This window comes from Anaerotignum lactatifermentans DSM 14214, from assembly GCF_900142265.1.
GTDB lineage: Bacteria > Bacillota > Clostridia > Lachnospirales > Anaerotignaceae > Anaerotignum > Anaerotignum lactatifermentans.
In genome coordinates, this window is sequence record NZ_FRAH01000048.1 from 1 (window position 1) to 19,776 (window position 19,776).

21 protein-coding genes and 1 other annotated feature are annotated in these 19,776 nt (G+C 40.2%); of the genes, 11 read left to right on the forward strand and 10 right to left on the reverse strand.

The genetic code is table 11. The annotated features are described in order from the left end of the window. Positions 1-238: helix-turn-helix domain-containing protein (locus BUB35_RS12160; protein ID WP_072852131.1), on the reverse strand; the 238-nt coding region annotated here is incomplete at its 3' end. An 85-nt stretch (positions 239-323) separates the two neighbouring features. Next, positions 324-905, reverse strand: a complete 582-nt coding sequence (locus BUB35_RS12165; RefSeq protein ID WP_072852133.1) for a DUF1836 domain-containing protein — start codon at positions 903-905, stop codon at positions 324-326. Between the two features lie 156 nt (positions 906-1,061). On the opposite strand from BUB35_RS12165, the gene trhA reads away from it, so the two are divergent. From trhA to BUB35_RS12190, 4 genes are all read left to right on the forward strand, one after another. After that, on the forward strand, positions 1,062-1,709 hold the full coding sequence (gene trhA / locus BUB35_RS12170) for a PAQR family membrane homeostasis protein TrhA (RefSeq protein WP_072852135.1): 648 nt from the start codon (positions 1,062-1,064) through the stop codon (positions 1,707-1,709). Positions 1,710-1,911: 202 nt separating this feature from the next. After that, positions 1,912-2,130: a binding site (T-box leader), on the forward strand. Positions 2,131-2,190: 60 nt separating this feature from the next. Next, positions 2,191-4,602, forward strand: coding sequence for a leucine--tRNA ligase (gene leuS, locus BUB35_RS12180; RefSeq protein ID WP_072852139.1), 2,412 nt, complete (start codon positions 2,191-2,193; stop codon positions 4,600-4,602). An 88-nt stretch (positions 4,603-4,690) separates the two neighbouring features. After that, entirely contained in the window at positions 4,691-5,344 is a 654-nt protein-coding gene (locus tag BUB35_RS12185) for a 4'-phosphopantetheinyl transferase family protein (RefSeq protein ID WP_072852141.1), read from the forward strand. Positions 5,345-5,446: 102 nt separating this feature from the next. Further along, the gene (locus BUB35_RS12190; protein WP_072852143.1) at positions 5,447-6,631 is read left to right on the forward strand and encodes a murein hydrolase activator EnvC family protein; all 1,185 of its coding nucleotides are present in this window, start codon (positions 5,447-5,449) and stop codon (positions 6,629-6,631) included. 593 nt (positions 6,632-7,224) lie between these two features. Here the strand turns inward: BUB35_RS12190 and BUB35_RS12195 are convergent. Further along, positions 7,225-10,140: an insulinase family protein gene (locus BUB35_RS12195; protein ID WP_072852144.1), complete on the reverse strand. Its 2,916-nt coding sequence runs from the start codon at positions 10,138-10,140 to the stop codon at positions 7,225-7,227. Positions 10,141-10,316: 176 nt separating this feature from the next. Between BUB35_RS12195 and BUB35_RS12200 the strand changes: the two genes are divergently transcribed. From BUB35_RS12200 to BUB35_RS12220, 5 genes are all read left to right on the forward strand, one after another. Further along, positions 10,317-10,862, forward strand: coding sequence for an NADH peroxidase (locus tag BUB35_RS12200; protein WP_072852146.1), 546 nt, complete (start codon positions 10,317-10,319; stop codon positions 10,860-10,862). Positions 10,863-11,026: 164 nt separating this feature from the next. Continuing rightward, on the forward strand, positions 11,027-11,338 hold the full coding sequence (locus BUB35_RS12205; protein WP_330391189.1) for an ArsR/SmtB family transcription factor: 312 nt from the start codon (positions 11,027-11,029) through the stop codon (positions 11,336-11,338). 106 nt (positions 11,339-11,444) lie between these two features. After that, positions 11,445-12,404 carry a permease gene (locus BUB35_RS12210; protein WP_087989597.1) on the forward strand — a complete coding sequence of 320 codons (960 nt, stop codon included), beginning with the start codon at positions 11,445-11,447 and terminating at the stop codon, positions 12,402-12,404. A 20-nt stretch (positions 12,405-12,424) separates the two neighbouring features. After that, the gene (locus BUB35_RS12215) at positions 12,425-12,712 is read left to right on the forward strand and encodes a thioredoxin family protein (RefSeq protein ID WP_072852150.1); all 288 of its coding nucleotides are present in this window, start codon (positions 12,425-12,427) and stop codon (positions 12,710-12,712) included. Next, positions 12,709-12,903, forward strand: a complete 195-nt coding sequence (locus BUB35_RS12220) for a hypothetical protein (RefSeq protein ID WP_072852152.1) — start codon at positions 12,709-12,711, stop codon at positions 12,901-12,903. The genes BUB35_RS12215 and BUB35_RS12220 overlap by 4 nt, the downstream gene beginning before the upstream one ends. 116 nt (positions 12,904-13,019) lie before the next feature. Here BUB35_RS12220 and gap read toward each other — a convergent pair whose 3' ends face one another. Then, the gene (gene gap / locus BUB35_RS12225) at positions 13,020-14,027 is read right to left on the reverse strand and encodes a type I glyceraldehyde-3-phosphate dehydrogenase (RefSeq protein ID WP_072852154.1); all 1,008 of its coding nucleotides are present in this window, start codon (positions 14,025-14,027) and stop codon (positions 13,020-13,022) included. Between the two features lie 449 nt (positions 14,028-14,476). Between gap and BUB35_RS12235 the strand changes: the two genes are divergently transcribed. Further along, a complete protein-coding gene (locus BUB35_RS12235; RefSeq protein WP_072852158.1) occupies positions 14,477-14,848 on the forward strand; it encodes a zinc ribbon domain-containing protein in 372 nt (123 codons plus the stop codon). Between the two features lie 45 nt (positions 14,849-14,893). Here BUB35_RS12235 and BUB35_RS12240 read toward each other — a convergent pair whose 3' ends face one another. From BUB35_RS12240 to BUB35_RS12250, 3 genes are read right to left on the reverse strand one after another with little or no spacing between them, the layout of a single operon-like run. After that, positions 14,894-15,628 carry a SigB/SigF/SigG family RNA polymerase sigma factor gene (locus BUB35_RS12240; protein WP_334292967.1) on the reverse strand — a complete coding sequence of 245 codons (735 nt, stop codon included), beginning with the start codon at positions 15,626-15,628 and terminating at the stop codon, positions 14,894-14,896. A gap of 1 nt (position 15,629) precedes the next feature. After that, positions 15,630-16,052 carry an anti-sigma F factor gene (spoIIAB, locus tag BUB35_RS12245; protein WP_072852162.1) on the reverse strand — a complete coding sequence of 141 codons (423 nt, stop codon included), beginning with the start codon at positions 16,050-16,052 and terminating at the stop codon, positions 15,630-15,632. Next, positions 16,049-16,402, reverse strand: coding sequence for an STAS domain-containing protein (locus BUB35_RS12250; RefSeq protein WP_072852165.1), 354 nt, complete (start codon positions 16,400-16,402; stop codon positions 16,049-16,051). The genes spoIIAB and BUB35_RS12250 overlap by 4 nt, the downstream gene beginning before the upstream one ends. A 186-nt stretch (positions 16,403-16,588) precedes the next feature. On the opposite strand from BUB35_RS12250, the gene sigK reads away from it, so the two are divergent. Beyond that, the gene (gene sigK / locus BUB35_RS12255) at positions 16,589-17,281 is read left to right on the forward strand and encodes an RNA polymerase sporulation sigma factor SigK (RefSeq protein ID WP_242949249.1); all 693 of its coding nucleotides are present in this window, start codon (positions 16,589-16,591) and stop codon (positions 17,279-17,281) included. 60 nt (positions 17,282-17,341) lie between these two features. Here the strand turns inward: sigK and BUB35_RS12260 are convergent, their stop codons facing one another. The 3 genes from BUB35_RS12260 to BUB35_RS12270 form a co-directional block, all read right to left on the reverse strand. Continuing rightward, positions 17,342-17,764 (reverse strand): MarR family winged helix-turn-helix transcriptional regulator, encoded by a 423-nt coding sequence (locus BUB35_RS12260; protein ID WP_072852167.1) that lies wholly within the window; start codon positions 17,762-17,764, stop codon positions 17,342-17,344. Positions 17,765-17,839: 75 nt separating this feature from the next. Continuing rightward, a complete protein-coding gene (locus BUB35_RS12265; protein WP_084730674.1) occupies positions 17,840-19,090 on the reverse strand; it encodes a peptidase U32 family protein in 1,251 nt (416 codons plus the stop codon). Then, entirely contained in the window at positions 19,077-19,769 is a 693-nt protein-coding gene (locus BUB35_RS12270; RefSeq protein WP_072852171.1) for an O-methyltransferase, read from the reverse strand. The genes BUB35_RS12265 and BUB35_RS12270 overlap by 14 nt, the downstream gene beginning before the upstream one ends. Between the last annotated feature and the right edge of the window lie 7 nt (positions 19,770-19,776).

Below are 19,776 nucleotides of genomic sequence, written 5' to 3' on the forward strand. Positions count from 1 at the left end.
CTATCTCTTTAGGCAGCTTTGCTGGCTGTCCTGTATTTTTACGTCCCCGTCGTTCTACCGCTAAACCTTCTGGACCCTCCTCAAGATAGATGCGCTTCCAGCGCTTAATAATACCGAGACAGTTGATATTAAATCTTCTCATGGTTTCACTGAGACTTAGACCTTCTTCCCGCATCGTTTCTACCACCAGTTGCTTGAATTCTGGTGTATATCGTTTATTTGGTACTCCTTTTGGCATAAAAATCACCCCACTTGTTATTCAGTATATCATACTGTCTAACAAATGGGGTGCAGTTCACATTTTTGGTTTCTGACTTCTTTTTTTAGTAAAAATATAAATCCAATACTTTTTCTGCAAGATGTTTTTCTGCATTTGCCCGAATGGCTAACAGTAAAATTAACATGATTTTTTTCATTTCCTCATCATAATTAGCCATGATTTTCTGCTGAAAAAGGGTATCATCAATAATGCCTTCTGCAGAAGCCTGCATATATGTAAGAGTAGCCTTCTGCAAATAGATAAATCCAGCATAAATTTTTTCGGTCTGCTTTTCAGCATCTTCTTTTGTTGGAAGAGCAAAGATCGGCTGGAATAAAGTCGCAATATCTTTTATGGATAAAACAGATTTCAAATGAAAAATCATAATTAGCAGCATGATGTGCGTGCGTCCATATTTCTTTTTCACTGGCGGCGGAAGAACCTTTGCCTTTGTATAGTTATTGATCATGGTCTTTGTCAAAACTTTCCCATCAGACGAACGTTTGTAAGGGGCAAGCGCCTGATCCATAAAAGTAGTAACCTGATCCATGTATAAATCAATTTTGGGAATATCTGCAATTTCCACAACGGAAACAGTTTTGATCTTTTCTTTGAAGGTTTCCAGAATTTCTTCGTATGTTCCCATGCAATCCCTCCTTTTCCTATTGAAATTTATTATATAGTATTTCATACTATGTTTCAATATTTTTGTGTGTTTTGCTTCTTGTTACTATTTGGAATACGTGTTAATATATCAATATCTTAATATATAGTATTTAATACTAGATAAGGAGTTGATAGGATGTTAAAGAATGGTATAAAAGATCCTGTAAGTGCACTGACGCATTTTATTGGGTTATTAGCGTGTATCCCGTGTATTTTTGATTTGATTTTCCAAGCGTCACATCAAGATGCGATGACACAGGTGATTGGTTTTGCAATATTTGGTTTGTCCCTTGTTCTTCTATATGGTGCAAGCACAATATATCATACTTTATATGTTTCTGAAGCAAAGACAATACTTCTGCGCAGAATAGACCACATTATGATTTTTGTACTGATAGCAGGCACATATACACCTATATGTCTTGTTTCTCTGGCAGGACCATGGGGATGGACGATGCTTGCTTTGATTTGGATTTTGGCAATCGGCGGTGCAGTGATGAAAATATTCTGGATTCAGGCACCAAGATGGTTGTCAACATCTTTATATATTATCATGGGATGGTTGGCAGTCATTGCTTTCGTTCCATTGCAGAGAGCAGTTTCCTGGGATGGGGTGGGGCTGCTTCTGGCAGGAGGTCTGGCTTATACAGTTGGCGCTATTATATATGGATTGAAAAAACCGAATCTGCCATTGGCTGGTTTTGGATTCCATGAAATTTTCCATATATTTGTGATGATCGGCAGTGCATGCCATATAGCATTTATGTTTTTATACGTTCTTTGATTACCATAATTATATTATGTAAATAAATTGGCGTAGCAAAGGCAAGAAAAAACGTTGCAGCTGCTTTTTCTGGAAAATGTATACAAATTTTGGTGTGAAAACTGTCGTTTCAAGCTTTTTGAGAGGCTTTTCTCCTTCATTTAGAAAAAAATCCATAAAATCACTTGATTTCTTTTGGTAAATATGGTATAAATGTTTTCGAGAAAAGACATTGATAAGGAGTAGTACATTTGGTTGCTTATTCCAGAGAGTCGTTGGTTGGTGTGAAACGACAGAGCGAAAAATGGAACTGGCCTTTGAGTTTTCCGTGGAACGCCTTTGGTAAGTAGACGGCAACGGCTGCCCCCGTTATCGGGCATAAGAGTGTGTTTCTTCGGAAACAAACTAGAGTGGTAACACGGAGTGTCCCTTCGTCTCTAACGAGATGGAGGGATTTTTTTTTGACAGTGCCCAAAACTGTAACACGAAGGAGGAATTCAAAATGAATCAGCGTTATGATTTTAGAGAAATTGAAAAAAAATGGCGTGCTGAATGGGAAAAGAATCCCATCAACAAAGAAGACGATTTAAAACCTAAATTTTACTGCCTGGATATGTTCCCTTATCCTTCTGGCACAGGTCTGCATGTAGGTCACTGGAGAGGTTACGTTCTCAGTGACGTAGTCAGCAGATATAAAGTGCTGCAGGGTTATCAGGTACTGCATCCCATGGGCTGGGACGCATTCGGTCTGCCTGCAGAAAACTTCGCGATCAAAAACAACATCCATCCCAGCATTGCAACTGCAAACAACATTGCAAACGTAAAAAGACAGCTGCATGAAATCAGTGCAATTTATGATTGGGATAGAGAAGTAGATACAACAGATCCCAATTACTATAAATGGACACAGTGGATCTTCGTTCAGATGTTCAAACATGGTCTGGCTTATGAAAAAGAAATGCCTTTGAACTGGTGCCCTAGCTGTAAATGCGTACTGGCAAACGAAGAAGCTACCAACGGTACTTGCGAACGTTGCGGCGCTACTGTTACAAAGAAAAACCTGCGTCAGTGGATGCTGAAAATCACAGCATATGCTGATAGACTGCTGGAAGACCTGAAAACTCTGGATTGGTCTGACAAAGTTAAGAAGATGCAGTCTGACTGGATCGGCAAGAGCTATGGTGCAGAAGTAGACTTCAAAGTTGTAGGCAGTGACAAGAAAATCACAGTTTACACCACAAGACCTGATACACTGCATGGCTGTACTTTCATGGTACTGGCTCCTGAATATAAAGATATTCCCGAACTGACAACACCTGAATGCAAAGAAGCTGTTGAAAAATACTGCTTTGATGCATCCACAAAATCTTCCGTTGATCGTATGACCAACAAAGAAAAAACTGGTGTATTCACAGGCGCTTACTGTGTAAACCCTGTAAATGGCAAAGAAATCCCTGTTTGGGTAGCAGACTATGTATTGGCTGACTATGGTACTGGTGCCGTAATGTGTGTACCTGCTCATGACGAACGTGACTTCGAATTTGCTAAGAAATTCGATCTGCCTATCGTTCAGGTAATCCTGCCTGAAGGCGAAGAAGAAAAAGAGCTGACAGAAGCTTACACAGGTGACGGTGTGATCATCAACTCCGGCGACTGGAATGGTATGAAAGCTTTCGAAGCAAAAGAAAAGGTTCCTCATATTATGGAAGAAAAAGGTCTGGGCAAAAAGACCGTTAACTATAAACTGCGTGACTGGGTATTCTCCAGACAGAGATATTGGGGCGAACCTATTCCCATCGTTCACTGCGAACACTGCGGCGCTGTAGCTGTTCCTGAAGATCAGCTGCCCGTACTGCTGCCTCAGGTAGAATCCTACAAACCTACAGATACAGGTGAATCTCCTCTGGCTCACATCGACGAATGGGTAAATACAACTTGCCCGAAATGTGGTGGTCCTGCGAAGAGAGAAACAAATACAATGCCTCAGTGGGCAGGTTCTTCCTGGTACTTCCTGCGTTATGTCGATAACCACAATGACAAAGAACTGGCTAGCCAGGAAATGCTGAAAAAATGGGCGCCTGTTGACCTGTATGTAGGTGGTATCGAACATGCGGTTCTGCATCTGCTGTATGCTCGTTTCTATACAAAATTCCTGTATGACATCGGTGCAGTTCCTTTTGAAGAACCTTTCCAGAGACTGTTCAACCAGGGTATGATCACAAAGAACGGTAGCAAGATGAGTAAATCTCTGGGCAACGTTGTTTCTCCTGACGATCTGGTTCAGAACTATGGCTGCGACTCTCTGCGTATGTATGAACTGTTCGTAGGTCCCCCTGAAATGGATTGTGACTGGGACGACAGCGGTATCGACGGCGTATTCCGTTTCCTGAACCGTGTATGGAAACTGGTTTACAACAACAAAGACCTGAACGTAACAGCTTCCAAAGATATGGAATATCTGCGCAACAAACTGGTTTATGACATCACAAATCGTCTGGAAGCATTGACAATGAACACTGTTGTCAGCGGTTTCATGGAATACACCAACAAGATCATTGATCTGGGCAAAAAAGAAGGCGGCGTAGACAAACAGACACTGGAAACACTGGTTGTTCTGCTGGCTCCTTTCGCACCTCATATTGCAGAAGAACTGTGGAAAGAACTGGGTCATGCTGAATCTGTATTTGATGCAGGTTGGCCTGAAGTAGACGAAAGCAAACTGGTACAGGATACTGTAGAAATTGCTCTGCAGGTTAGTGGTAAATTCCGTGACACTATGGTTGTTTCCGTTGATGCAGACAAAGATTCCGTTCTGGCACAGGCTAAAGAAGTTCTGGCTTCTCGTCTGGAAGGCAAAACTATCGTAAAAGAAATCTATGTACCTGGCAAGATTGTAAACATTATTGCAAAATAATTTAGGTATATGTGAAAAAGAATAAGGCGGTTGTTCTCATAACAAATAAGGCAACCGTCTTATTTGTGTGTCTGAAAGGAGGTGTGATATGGAAGTCTATTTGCTTTCGCTGGCATCTTTACAAAAGGAAGAGATACAACAAAAAGTGGTAGATTTACTTTCGGAAACAGATCGTATTGGTATAGAAGAAATAAAATCACAGAAAAAGCGATTAACGTTTTTGGGAGGAAGAATTCTGCTGGAATATGTTGCCCATTTGCATGGATTAGATACCTTTCATCTAGCTTATGGAAAAAACGGCAAGCCTTACTTTTCTGATATTGGAGATTTTTTCTTCAGTATTTCTCATAGTGGAGATTATCTTATTTTGGCTTGGAGTTGTCACGAAATTGGCGTTGATATGGAACAAATCCGTAAGGAATTGCCTAGATTTCCAGAAAAGATGCTTTCACCAACAGATTTTTCCTTTTGGAAAAAGCAAAACGATTTGGATAAGATTAGATGTTTTTTTGAATTATGGACAAGAAAAGAAAGCTATACGAAATTACATGGTGACAGCATATTTCGAAAAGCAAAAGAACTTTCTGTATCGGATGGAGAGCAGTTTCGAGAGTTTATGGGAACACCAGCTTCCTATTTTCACACCTGCCAATGGGACGACTATATGATTTCCGTCAGCACTTTGGAGGAAAAGGCGCATTTGTCCATTAAAATTGTTACATTGGAGGAAATAATTCCTTAATAAATAATTAAACATTTCAATTTTGTCTTTCAAAATCCGTCAAAATCAAGTATAATGTAACATGACGAAAAAAAGAAAATCTAAAAGTAAGAGGACGAGAATATGAAATTTTATCCATATAAGAAAATCATGTGCGTTCTTCTTTCCGCTTTTATATTGACTGCTGTCATTCCTGACAGCCGTTTGGTATATGCGAAAACAGTCAAAGAACTGCAAGCAGAGAGAGAAGAACTTTCTAAAAAAACAGAGGAAGCTCTGGCAGCGATTGATGATCTGAAAGATAAACAGCTTTCTCTGGAAGAAGAATTGAATACAATGGACCAGGCAATGAACAGCATTCAGGCAGAATTGGACAAAGCTGAAGCAGACCTGGCAACCATTACAGCTTCATTGGAACAATGCCAGAAAGATCTGGAAGAAGCAACACAAAAACGTGACGACCAGTTTGAACTTCTTGGAAAACGTATGAAATATCTGCAGCAGAAAGGTGCAGCAGGATATTTGGAAATTTTATTGGATGCACAGAGCTTTTCTGATTTGTTTTTGCGTATGCAGTACGTAAATGACATTATGGCTTATGATAAGCAGATGTTAGATGAATTGCAGGAAATTCAGAACACGATTTCTGAAAAGAAAACGCAGATTGAAGAAGAAAAAGCTGCACAGGAAGAAATTGTTGCTGACTACAACGCAAAAATGGCTAGTATGCAGGAAGTTGTAAATGAGAAAAAGACTTTGATTGCATCTTATGAAAGCGATGTAAACAAATATGAAGAATTGGTAGAAGCTAATAAAAAAGCAGACCAGGAAGTTTTGAATCAGATTGCAAAACAGCAGGAAAGCACCACAGTATACTATACTGGTAACGGTACTTTGGGATGGCCTGTACCTTCTAAGAGTGCTTCTTCTTCCAGTTTGAGCAGTGGTTTCGTACAGAGAAGCAACCCTGTAACTGGCAGATGGGAATCTCATAGTGGATATGATATTCCAGCAGCTTATGGCGCTTCAATTGTTGCGGCAGAAAGTGGCGTTGTTACATATGCTGGTTGGATGAATGGGTATGGATACACAGTTATGATCAGCCACGGTGGTGGTTTGACTACATTGTATGGTCATAACTCATCTTTGACTGTTTCTAAGGGTCAGACAGTATCCAGAGGTCAAACCATTGCAAAATGCGGTAGTACCGGTAACTCTACGGGTAACCATTGTCATTTCTCCGTATTGGTAAATGGCTCTTATGTGAACCCGGCATCTTATCTGGGTGTACCGAATGTAAGTTATTAAAAAATAGGTTCATGGAACAGACAGCAGGCAAGGGAATTGTTTGTTGTCTGTTTTTTTACAGAATAATTAACCATAACTATATTATGTAAATAAATGGGACTATGAGGAAAGAAGCAACAGGTATAGATAAAGAATTATTACGTGTGATTGGAAATATTTTGAATATCTGTAAGATGAAAACAATTCAATTGATAAGATTAATATAAGAATTGTCTGCTTGAAAATATAGAATTGAAAATACAAAAAGTAAGTTGGAATTGCATTTAAATTTACTAGAACAAAATTTGTTTATATTATATTGAAAATGGAAGAAAAGTATAAAAGAAGTGGAAATGACAAAATGCAGAAACAAGATCCGTATGGATGGCAGCTATAGAGGCTCAAAGAGTCATTGGCATCATATCATTAATTTATATTACGTTTTCTTCGCAAAAGTTACGTTTTGCGAAGAATTACGATTTCGTTCTATAGGTCCCCTGTTTATGGTTTCATGTCTTAATCTGGGCAATTTTCAACATATTTGGCTATATAGCTATATAGCAACAGCACATAGATTTATCATTTCACCTATGTGCTGTTGCCAGAAAATTTTTTTAAATTAAATTCTGAATGGTTTCAAATATGTTTTCATCTGCTTTAATTTTTTCGTTGCCACCGATGGTACAGATATTAGATATCTCTGACAAATCTTTTAAGAATCCACTGAATTGCCGAATGTCATCCGCGGTGGTTTCTAAAATTTCCATACGTTCTTTTTGGCGCATTTCCTGTGTTGTACCTGTAAAATACATGGCTGCTGCGTAATCCATCAGTTCAGCATTTGTTTTTGGCTGATCAAAACGATTGATGGTTCCCAGCAGATATTTTGTCATCTGGCGTTCATCTGCCTGGAAATCAGCAATTTCTTCCCAAAGATGGTCATAAATATCATAGGTATTTTTCAGGTTTGGATCACGGTATGAATAAAAATAAATGCTGCCATTTCTCTGGAAATTACAGCCGCAGCCGTATGCGCCGCCTTGAATACGAATATGTGTCCAGAGATATTCCAATGTCAGTATGGTTTTTAAAACCTGCATTTTGCCACTGTATTTCTGCTGCATTTCTGCCAAATCCCATGCCTTGATATTGTATTGTACACGAGATGCTATGGAGAAAGCTTCTTTTCGAGGAACTGCAGTAAATCGCTCTCCTTCTCCCCTGCACTCTTCTGTATACAATTCGTGGACAAAATCAATAAATGTCTTTGTCAGATGTTCGGATTTAGATGGATCACATCCAAGAATTGCAGTAACATTTTCCTTAGTAAATACCAATTTTGCTGTTTTTTCTAATTGTGCAGTAACAAATGCAGGATTTTCATCCAGAAGATTTTCGATTTCCCTTAAGAAATGAAAATAAGCAATACCGGATGTCTGTTCTTTTACAGCTGCGCCAGCAGAAACAGCACTGCGGCTCCGATAGATTGCTGCCAAGTGGGATTGATTCTGGAAGAAGGATTCGCCTTTTAATCTTGCAGATTGTACGATTTTTTTCAGACTTTGTACAGCGGTATAATCACTGCTGAAAATGACTTCTTTGATAAAATCAAAAGCTTTTGTCAGATCTTCAGAAAGCACCTTGAAATTGATGCCAACAAAAGCACGATATTCCTGCTGATTTTTACTGTAAATATCATTAGAGAAAGAAAGTCCGCCAAAAATCTGGTCGATCTTTTTAGGCAAAGCTGCAAAATCTGTTTTTTGGGTATCTAACTTGCTGAGAACTTCCGCAAGCAGTCCAGAATACGGAACAAGTTCTTTAGGCAAATGATTTGTTTCAAAGCAAATTTCAACATAATCAATTCCTTTTGCTTGCAATGGCAGATGGATGAAAGGAACATCCTCTTGTTTTTCTTCTGTAAATGTTATTTTCTGCGGCTCCGGAGAAATGTCTTCTCTTTGCAGCAATGGAATCTGTGCCAATATTTCGGGTGTGTCCTCTGTATCCTGGAAATCAGAAAGAGCCTTTTTGTCTTCTGTTAACTGCTGTTTTTCCGCAGGTGTCATTGCTGCGATGCGTGCAGAAATCTTTTCTGCAAAGGCAGCATCGTCTTTCTGCTGTTTGCCTTCTTCAGGCATAAATATAATCCATGTTTTTTCCGAATTGTCCAAAAGAACTTCTTTTATAAACTGCTTCAAATATCCGTTTTTGATCTCTGCTTTTAATTCCTCAAATATTTCAATCTGACGCAGACTTTCAAAGGGATTTTCTCCATGCAGCCAGCTTTTCATCAAACGTGTGTTGTAAATAAGACCTTTAGGTCTGGAACCATAATCTTCTTCACGGAGCAAAAATTCCAGTTTTTTGATGCCGCCCTGGAGAAGTTCAGGATCAAAATCGTGGATAGACAAATCCTTGAGAACATCTTCAACAATTGCTTTGAATTTTTCGGCATCTTGTTTTCTGCCTTTTTTGGCGATGATGCTGTAAATCATTTCATATGTGGAAGAATCAAAGTAACCCTCAGCTTCTTCACAAACGTCTGCGTCACGAAGTGCGTTTTTCAAAGGTGAAGCATTTGTTTCCAGCAAAAGATAACCTACTAGCTGCATCGCCAATATCCGTTTCGGGTCTGTACATTTTCCTACCTTAATATTATAGGCAAAATAACCTTTGTCCAGATCTTTTTCATTCTCTTCTGCGGGATAAGTATCACTGATCCATTCCATAGCATGTGGAACAGTTGTTTCTGTAATGACCGGCAGATCATTGGATTCTGTAAAGTCAGACAGATATGCCGAATCAATGTGTTCCAAGCAGGAGAAAACATCCATATCCCCATAAAGATAGAAATATGCATTGGATGGATGATAGTATTTTCTGTGGAAATCCAGAAATGCTTCATAAGTCAAATTAGGGATGGCGTCAGGATCCCCACCGGATTCCATGCCGTATGTGGTATTGCCAAACATGCTGCGTGCAATCACGCCAGCAAGTCTGCTTTCAGGATCAGATAATGCCCCTTTCATTTCGTTAAAGACAACGCCTGTGATCTCCGGAGAATTTCCGCCATCTGCATAACGCCAGCCTTCTTGCAGAAAAATCCCTTTCTTGGTGTAAATATTAGGATAAAAAACTGCATCCAGATATACATCCATCATATTGTGAAAGTCTTTTTCATTGCAGCTGGCAATGGGATACATGGTCTTATCTGCATATGTCATAGCATTCAGAAATGTATTCAAAGAGCCTTTTGCCAATTCGTTGAATGGATCCTTTGCCTGATACTTCCGAGAGCCGCACAGCACAGAATGTTCTAGAATATGAGGTGTTCCGCAATCGTTATCAGGCGGTGTTTTAAAGGAAACAGAAAATACTTTATTGTTATCTTCTGTTTCGATATAGCAAAGTCTAGCGCCACTTTTCAAATGGGTAAACAGATATCCTGTGGCAGAAATATCTTCCAATTTTTCGCTTTTTTTCAATTGAAAACCATGATAAATCTGGTTTATTTCTAGTGACTTCATATGAAATCCCTCCTTTTGCTTTACTAGTTTATCATAGATTCAGGTTTTTTTGCAAATTTTCATATTTTTTTATAAAATGGATTGACAAACAGAAGTTTCTAAATTATAATAATTATCAAGTAACAATAGTTTACTTCGATTTTACATATATTTTAAATTCAAGGAGGAAAATGATTATGAAAAAATTTGTTTGTTCCGTATGTGGTTATGTTCATGTTGGTGACTCTGCTCCTGCAGAATGTCCTGTTTGCCATGTTGGCGCTGATAAGTTCGTTGAACAGAAGGAAGGCGAAATGGAATGGGCTGCTGAACACGTTGTAGGTGTTGCACAGGGTTCCAGCGAAGACATCATGGCTGACCTGAGAGCTAACTTCGAAGGCGAATGCACAGAAGTTGGTATGTACCTGGCTATGGCAAGAGTTGCTCATAGAGAAGGCTACCCTGAAGTAGGTCTGTACTATGAAAAAGCTGCTTGGGAAGAAGCTGAACATGCTGCTAAATTTGCAGAACTGCTGGGCGAAGTTGTAACAGACTCCACAAAGAAAAACCTGGAACTGCGTATCGATGCTGAAAACGGTGCTTGCGCTGGTAAATTCGATCTGGCTAAACGTGCAAAACTGGCTAACCTGGATGCAATCCATGACACAGTACACGAAATGGGTCGTGACGAAGCTAGACACGGCAAAGCATTCTTGGGTCTGTACAACAGATACTTCAAATAAGAATCAGGAACATATACAAGGATGGGATGAAATATTCCCATCCTTTTTTATTTCACTCCCCCACTTTCTTTAAAAGATTTTTATGAAGATATGTATTTATATATTGACAATTATCGATGTGTTTTATGTACTTATATAGACAAATATAAATATGAGGTGAGAACATGATGGAACAACCGAATCAACTGGCAAAGATTTTTAAAGCCCTTGGAGATGAAAACAGATTGCGGATTTTAGGAATGCTTCAGGGTCAGGAAAGATGTGCTTGTATGCTGTTAGATGAAATGCATATTACGCAGCCTACCCTCTCCCATCATATGAAAATTCTGTGTGATGCAGATTTGGTGGTAGGAAGAAAAGAAGGCAAATGGATGCACTATCGATTAAATGCTGATCAATTTGAAAAAATCGCTGCATTTTTACAGACAACTGCTGAAATGAAGAAAGATGACGTAATTTTTACAAGTGAAGAATAAAAAATTATATTTCTTTATTCAATAAATAGATAAATTTAAATATATAAATGTATTGGAGGTTATTCATTTGGAAGTATGGAATTTCATTCAAAATCAAATTCTTGGCATGAAATGGCTAAATGTTATCATTGGCAATTTACTCTCTAGATTGGGATTGGACTTGGAAAGCAGACTTGGAGGAAGTTTGCAATTCTTCTTTTATGATGTGATCAAAATCTTCATTTTGCTTTCTGTATTGATTTTTGGTATTTCTTATATTCAAAGTTATTTTCCGCCGGAAAGAACAAAACAAATCTTGTCAAAGTTTCGTGGAATATCAGCCAATATTTTTGCTGCACTGCTGGGAACCGTAACACCTTTTTGTTCCTGTTCATCCATTCCCCTTTTCATTGGATTCACTAGTGCAGGCTTGCCGGTTGGGATTACGTTTTCTTTTTTGATTTCCTCTCCACTGGTAGATCTTGGTTCTTTGATTTTGATTACCAGCATTTTCGGACTTCAAATTGCCGTGGCTTATGTCATTGTTGGATTGGTATTGGCTGTGTTGGGTGGCCTTCTGATTGAAAAAATGGGCATGGAGGCTTATGTGGAAGATTTTATCCGCTCTGCCCCTGCAATTGATTTAGAAGCCGAATCTTTGACACGAAGAGATCGAATTATATATGCCAAAGAGCAGTTGGCATCGACTATAAAGAAGGTAGCACCGTATATTTTTGTTGGTGTAGGGATTGGGGCTGCCATTCACAATTTCATTCCAACAAGATATGTGGAAGCACTTCTGGGAGGCAGTCATTGGTATTCCGTTCCCCTTGCCACTCTGGTTGGTGTTCCCATGTATGCTGATATTTTTGGCGCAATACCCGTAGCAGAAAGTCTGTTTGCTAAGGGCGCTGGACTAGGTACTGTCTTATCCTTTATGATGGCTGTAACAGCTCTTTCCCTGCCTTCTTTGATTATGCTGAGAAAGGCAGTGAAACCTAAGCTGCTGTTTACATTTACCGTTATCGTTACAATTGGTATTATTTTTATTGGTTATTTATTTAATGCTTGCGCATTTATGTTTTAAATTAGAAAGGAGTTTTCAAAATGGGTTTATTTGGTAAGAAAAAAACGGAAAAAGTAGAGGTATCTTCCTTGGTAAAAATCTTAGGAAGCGGCTGTGCAAAATGCAACACCTTGGAAGATAACACAGTAGAAGCCTTGAAGATGCTTGGCAAAGAAATGCCTGTAGAACATGTTACAGATTTCAGCAAAATTGCCGCATATGGCGTTATGACAACCCCTGCATTGGTGTATGACCAAAAGGTATTGATTGCTGGCAGAGTGGCAAAAGCAGAAGAAATTGCGGAATTGTTAAAGGAGGTTATGGCATGAGTTGTCCTAATGTTACAGAATGCGCTTGTCCTAAAATAACCTGCCCTAATCATGGAAAATGTTGCGACTGCGTGAAAAAACACAGAGATACAGATAGCCTTCCCTTCTGTCTTTTCCCGGATAACGGCGGGGACAAAAGCAATTACAACCACTATGTTGTATTGAAAAAACGCTTCGAAAAAGAAGCATAATATAGAACCACTGTCAGAAAGCTGGCAGTGGTTTTTATTTTGCAATGATGCCACAAAAAAGAGCCAAAGGATAAATCCTTTGGCTCTCAAAATATCTCTGTGAATCAGATAAGAAATTATTCGTTATCTACTTTGTACATGTGTTTGATCAGGTCCAGAGCTTTGTTGCTGTAACCCCATTCGTTGTCATACCATGCAACCAGTTTTACGAAGTTGTCGTTCAGAGCGATACCAGCTTTTGCGTCGAAGATGGAAGTATGTGCATCAGACAGGAAGTCGGAGGATACAACATCTTCATCTGTGTATTCCATGATGCCTTTCATTTCGTTTTCGCAAGCATGTTTGATAGCTGCTTTGATTTCTTCGTATGTTGCGGGTTTTTCCAGACGGCATGTCAGGTCAACAACAGATACGTCGATTGTAGGTACACGGAAGGACATACCTGTCAGTTTGCCGTTCAGGTGAGGGATAACTTTACCTACAGCTTTTGCAGCACCTGTGCTGGAAGGGATGATGTTTGCAGAAGCAGCACGACCGCCTCTCCAGTCTTTCTTGGAAGGACCGTCAACTGTTTTCTGTGTAGCTGTTGTGGAATGAACTGTTGTCATCAGACCTTCTACTACACCGAAGTTATCGTCGATAACTTTTGTCAGAGGTGCCAGGCAGTTTGTTGTGCAGGATGCGTTGGAAACGATTGTCATATCTTTTGTATATGTTTCGTTGTTTACACCCATAACGAACATAGGAGCGTCTGCGGAAGGAGCGGAAATGATAACTTTTTTCGCGCCACCGTTGAAGTGAGCAGATGCCTTATCCATTGTTGTGAACAGACCTGTGGATTCCAGTACGTATTCAGCACCAGCTTCTTTCCAAGGGATGTCTTTGGGATCCATGCAGTTGAAAACTGTTACTTCATGACCTTCAACAACCAGTTTGCCGTCTTTTGCTTCCATTTTGCCGTTGAAACGACCGTGTGCGGAATCGTATTTCAGCATGTACATCATGTAATCCAGATCGATGAAAGGATCATTTACTGCAACAACCTCTACATCGCCTCTTTCGATCGCAGCACGAAATACCAGACGACCAATACGACCAAATCCGTTAATACCAACTTTTACCATATTCAATTCCTCCTCTTTTTTCTTTTCAATGATGCGGCTGCGAATTTATCTCGGCAGTGCAACCGCCCACTTCCATAGTATACCACAAAATTTCATTTCTACAAAGAAAATCTTTGCATTTTTTTGGAATTTTTTGCGTATTTTTTCTTGAATCTGCCTGTTTTCTCAGATTTTGCCCCAATATTGTATGCATTATACCTTTTATTCCGAGAAAAACAGTTTTTTTAGTATTCTTCGTTGGTGAACATATCAATGATTGACAAGGTTAACATACCCGCTGCTACTGCCAAAGATACTGCGCTCAATACCAATTTTGCTACTTTCATATCCAATCCTTCCTTTCTGAAAAATCCGTTGCAATTTATTTGGAAATATTTTATCATGGATATCAACCGAAGTAAAATAGAATCCGAAAAAATAATGATTTTCTTACAAAATGAGGTGTTTTTATGATTTTTATTGGCGGCATCAATACGGCACAGAAAGCCCTTGACTTTATACAAACCATTATCTGCAAAAAATGCGGTCGTTATGGCAGTATTTCCGTATTTATGACCTATACTTGCTTTACGTTCTTTTTCATTCCGATTTTCAAGTGGAATCGGCAGTATTTTGCTGTGTCTAGTTGCTGTAATACAGTATTTTCCATTCCGAAGGAAAAAGGCGAAGCCATTGCCAGAGGAGAATCTGTGACGTTGGAAGACGATGATTTGACCATTATTGGGTCTAATCCTTATCAGGATCATCATTGCCCCGAATGTGGTTACTTACTGTCTGATGATTTTACATTTTGCCCGAAATGTGGCCGCAAAATAGATTGATAAGAGAAAAGGATTTCCTCCAGTTTGGGGTGAAATCCTTTTTTATTATCCTCTTTGATTCCTGTATTTTTCTCGCATTTGCGATAATACACGTTTCTCAATTCTGGAAACCTGTACTTGTGATATGCCAAGGCGTGCAGCAATTTGGCTTTGAGTCAAATCTCCAAAATAACGCAGCATTAAAATCTGCCGCTCTCTCTGTGGTAGTGTGTTTAAGGCTTCTTCCAGAAACAGCCGGTTTACAATTTCTTCTTCTTCCCTTTTCCCAAGTCTGTCTTCCAACTCTGTCTTTTTGCCGTTTTCTCCTTCAAACAAAGATGTGGATAGGCTTTCCACATCTTTTGTTGCTTCCAATGCAGGCAAAAGTTCTTCTAAAGCGATTCCAAGACCATCTGCCAATTCCTGCAGTGTAATATCGCGACCCAGGTCTTTTGTCATTTTTTCCCGCATTTGCGCCGCTTGTGCTGCCAGAGTTTTGAGTGTACGGCTGACTTTCAGCATGCCGTCATCCCTGCAAAAACGACGAATTTCTCCCATAATCATAGGAACAGCATAGGTGGAGAATTTTACATCATAGGTAAAATCAAAATTATCGATACATTTAAGTAGACCAATGGCACCAATTTGGTACAAATCCTCTGGGTCATATCCCCGTCCATAAAAGCGTTTTACAATATTCCAAATCAATCCTGCATTTTCCCGAAGTATAATTTCTTTTGCTTCCTGATTTCCTTCCTGTGCCTGACGAATGAATTCCCGTGTTCGATCCAAGGCTGTCACCTCATTCCGTTTTGAGGTCTTTTTCCATATATACTCTGGTACCGAAATGTGGAATACTTTCTACACGCATTTTGTCCATAAAAGTTTCCATGATGGTGAATCCCATGCCGGAACGTTCTAGTTCAGGCTTTGATGTATACAGAGGTTCCATTGCCTGCGCAATGTTTGGTATACCAATGCCTCTGTCAGCCACTTCTATCTGTAGTCTATTTTCATCGTATGCACAAAACAGCTCAACGGTTCCGCCTTTTCCTTCATACCCGTGAATGATGGCGTTTGTAACTGCTTCTGACACTGCTGTTTTTACATCTGTGATTTCTGCCAATGTGGGATTCAGCTGAGCAAAGAATCCTGCTGCCACCAATCTGGCAAAGGCTTCATTTTCTGAAACAGCGTCGAAAAAAATCCGCATTTGATTTTTCATTTCTGATTTCCCCCTTTCAAATCCGCAAGAGCGGCTTCTTCTGTTTCAAAAAACGGAAAAAGTTTATCAAGGGCAGATAGACGAAAAATCTCTCTAACACGATCACTGGGGCAAGCAACGGCAATTCTGCCGCCCAAACGCTGTACCAGTTTATACCGTCCAATGAGCACGCCAATGCCGGAACTGTCCATAAATGATACTTGTGCAAAACTGAACAAAATACTTCGGCTGTTGGTGCTTTCCAATGCCTGATCTACCTGCTGACGCAGCATTTCACAGGTATGATGATCTATGTCACCGCAAATTTTTACCATCAAAATATGATCCAATGTTTTCCATGTTATCTCCATAATTTTCCTCCTCTCGACTTCCACTATACCTGATTTTGTCTTGATTTTTTGATGTTTCGTCCTGCAAATTCTGCCATGTCCTCTCTTGTCCCTGCGAAAAAGGACAGATTCAAACATTCTCTGACAGGCACAGACAAAAGGGCATCTGCATAGAATAAATCAATCGCAAAAACGGGGGTGGCGATTTTGCTGCTGGCATTTTTTTGTCTGATGGGAGCATGTGCATGTAGTGGAAGCGGATCTTTTCCAAAACCGCTTTCTTCTCAGGAGGAACAGAAAACGCTGGAGATTTACTTTCAAGGTACGGAAAAAGAAAAAGCAGAGGCAAAAGAAAGGCTAATTTTACACAATCTGCGCTTAGTAGCACACATTGCTAAAAAATATACCACTTCTCCAAAAGATACAGAGGAAATGATTTCTATCGGAACAGTTGGGCTGATCAAAGCCATTCAGACTTTTAAACCAGAGAAGAAAAGCAAGTTGGCGTCTTACGCATCCAGGTGCATTGAAAATGAAATCCTGATGCATTTACGCGCTGTCAAGAAAACCCAGAACGAAATTTCTCTTTATGAACCTGTAGGGACTGATCGCGATGGAAATGAAATTGTTATGCTGGATATCATCAATACAGATGCACCCGATTTTGCAGCTGAATTGGATTTTGCCATAGAATCTCAAAAATTGATGGTCGCCATCGAGAAAGTTCTGACACCGCGGGAACGATTTGTTGTATGCCTGAGATATGGATTAGGCAAATATGATGCACTGACCCAGCAGGAAATAGCCAGAAAACTTGGTATCTCCCGTTCGTATGTTTCCAGAATTGAAAAAAAGGCACTGCAGAAACTTTGCCGTGCCTTAGAGCATAAACAGGGCTAATGCCCTGATACATAAAGAAAAAGCAGGCGATAAACACCTGCTTCTATAAATCGTATGAAATTAGAAATGCTTCCCTTCTGCAATGATGCGCAGCTGATTTTTCAGCAATGCCACTTCATCTTCCGTAAAACACTTCAACACTTCTTCATTGACTTCATCTATGATTTTGGATATGGGTTCCTGCAATGCTTTTCCTTTCTCTGTAGGTACTACACGCACTTCCCGTCTGTCATCCCGATTGATTACACGGTCAATAAGTCCTTTTTTCTGCATTCTATCCAGTACACCAGAAATGGTGGAAGTTTCCAGACAAAGAATCTCAGAAATCTGCTTTGGTGTTGCGAATTCACGCTGCCAAAGACAACTCAGCACCCCATACTGAGAAGGTGTTACATCATATTCCGATAACTTTCCGTTCAGATACTGAAACACAGAATGCTGTGCAGTTGTGAGCAAGTAGTTAATACATTGTGTTAATTCCATAAGCCCTATCCTTTTCCTTTACTAAATTGTTACACTTATTAGCATAAATGGAAATCCATTGAAAATCAAGTTTTTTTATTTCGTATCCGAAAGAAATTTACGCATCATATCAAAAGGCTGTACTGGCTGGGAGAATTTCACTCGCAGTTTTTCCTGAGGATGCGGTGCAGATTCAACAGATTCGCCAGCTTCATTATAAATTTCTGTTACGGTCATAGAGAATGAAGGACCTTTTGCAGGCATCACTTCAATTTCTTCGCCTACAGAGAATTTATTGCGCTGTTCAATCCATGCATAGCCTTCTGCATCACTTGCTTCCTGTACCACGCCAATGAAGTCATAAGGGCGGATATAAGAATTATTGGTATAAACCTGCTGGTTACCGTCGGGTCTGCCATAGTAGAATGCAGTTGTGTAATCGCGATGGCTTGCTTTGGATACTTCATCCAGATAGTATTCGCGTTTCTGTTCATATTTTGCTGGATCTTCAAAGTAATCATCAATTGCCTGACGATATGCTTTAATAACCGTACCAACATAGAAAGGTGTTTTCATTCTGCCTTCGATTTTCAGGCTGACAACGCCTGCATCGATCAGATCAGGAATATGGTCGATCATGCAAAGGTCTTTAGAGTTATAGATATATGTGCCTCTTTCGTTTTCTTCGATGGGCATATATTCGCCGGGACGTGTTTCTTCTACCAGGTGGTATTTCCAGCGGCAGGGATGTGCACAAGCACCTTTATTGGCGTCACGACCGCTGAGGTAATTGCTTAGCAGGCATCTGCCGGAATAGGAAATGCACATCGCGCCATGCACAAAGGCTTCGATTTCCATATCCGCAGGAATTTTTTCACGGATTTCACGAATTTCACGGAGAGAAAGTTCTCTGGCAACAACCACGCGTCTTGCTCCCAGCTGATACCACATACGAGCACTCTGGTAGTTTGTGTTGTTTGCCTGTGTAGAAACATGGATTTCCAGATCAGGTGCCGCTTCTCTTGCTACAGCAAATACTCCCAAATCAGAAATCAGTACAGCGTCTGCACCCAGTTCGTAGATTTCTTTGAAGTAGTCAGCCATGCCTTCAAAATCCGCATTGTGAGCAAAGATATTAGCTGTGACATATACTTTCGCGCCATGTTCATGGGCAAAGCGGATACCTTCCGCCATAGCTTCTTTATCGAAATTTTTCGCTTTTGCACGCAGGCTGTATGCTTCACCGCCGATGTAAACAGCATCAGCGCCATACAGTACCGCGATTTTTAATTTTTCCAGATCGCCGGCAGGTGCCAGCAATTCCGGCTTGATTTTATTCTGCATCATTTTGTTCTCCTTCTAGTGTTACAGGAATTTCTTTCTTTTTATAGCAAAGTGCCATGCCGTCCCCGATGGGAATGATGGAAGTTTCCAATGCGTCATTATGTGTAATATCCCACAGGAAGTTCCGCAGGCGTTTGTGGATGGTTCTCTGTCGTCTTGGTACGCTGAAACGGGTCTGCGCAATGGTGCCGCCCTGCAGAACGTCATCTACGATAAGCAGACCACCTACAGGAAGCAGACGCAGGCAGTGCGGCAGGAAATTGCCATACTGCCCTTTTGCCGCATCCAGGAAAATCACATCATAAGGACCTTCCAGCGTGGGCAGGATATTTGCCGCATCGCCTTCCAGAATTTTGATTTTGTTTTCCAGTCCCATTCGTTTGATGTTTACTCTCGCGTCTTTCAGCATCACTTCAAACCGGTCAATGGTTGTTACGGTACCGTCTTCTGGCAGGTAGCGGCACATAAGTCCCGCAGAAAATCCCACAGCAGTACCGATTTCCAAAATATGTTTTGGCTTCTGCATAGTCAAAAGCACACTCAAAAGTCTTGCTGTTTCCAGCGGGATGATGGGCACTTCTGCCGCAATGGCTTCCCGCTGGATTTCCCCCAGAACACCATCATACATGGGCTGTACCGTACGCAGATAAGCGTTCATGGTATCGTCTGTTACATAATTCATTCTTTGT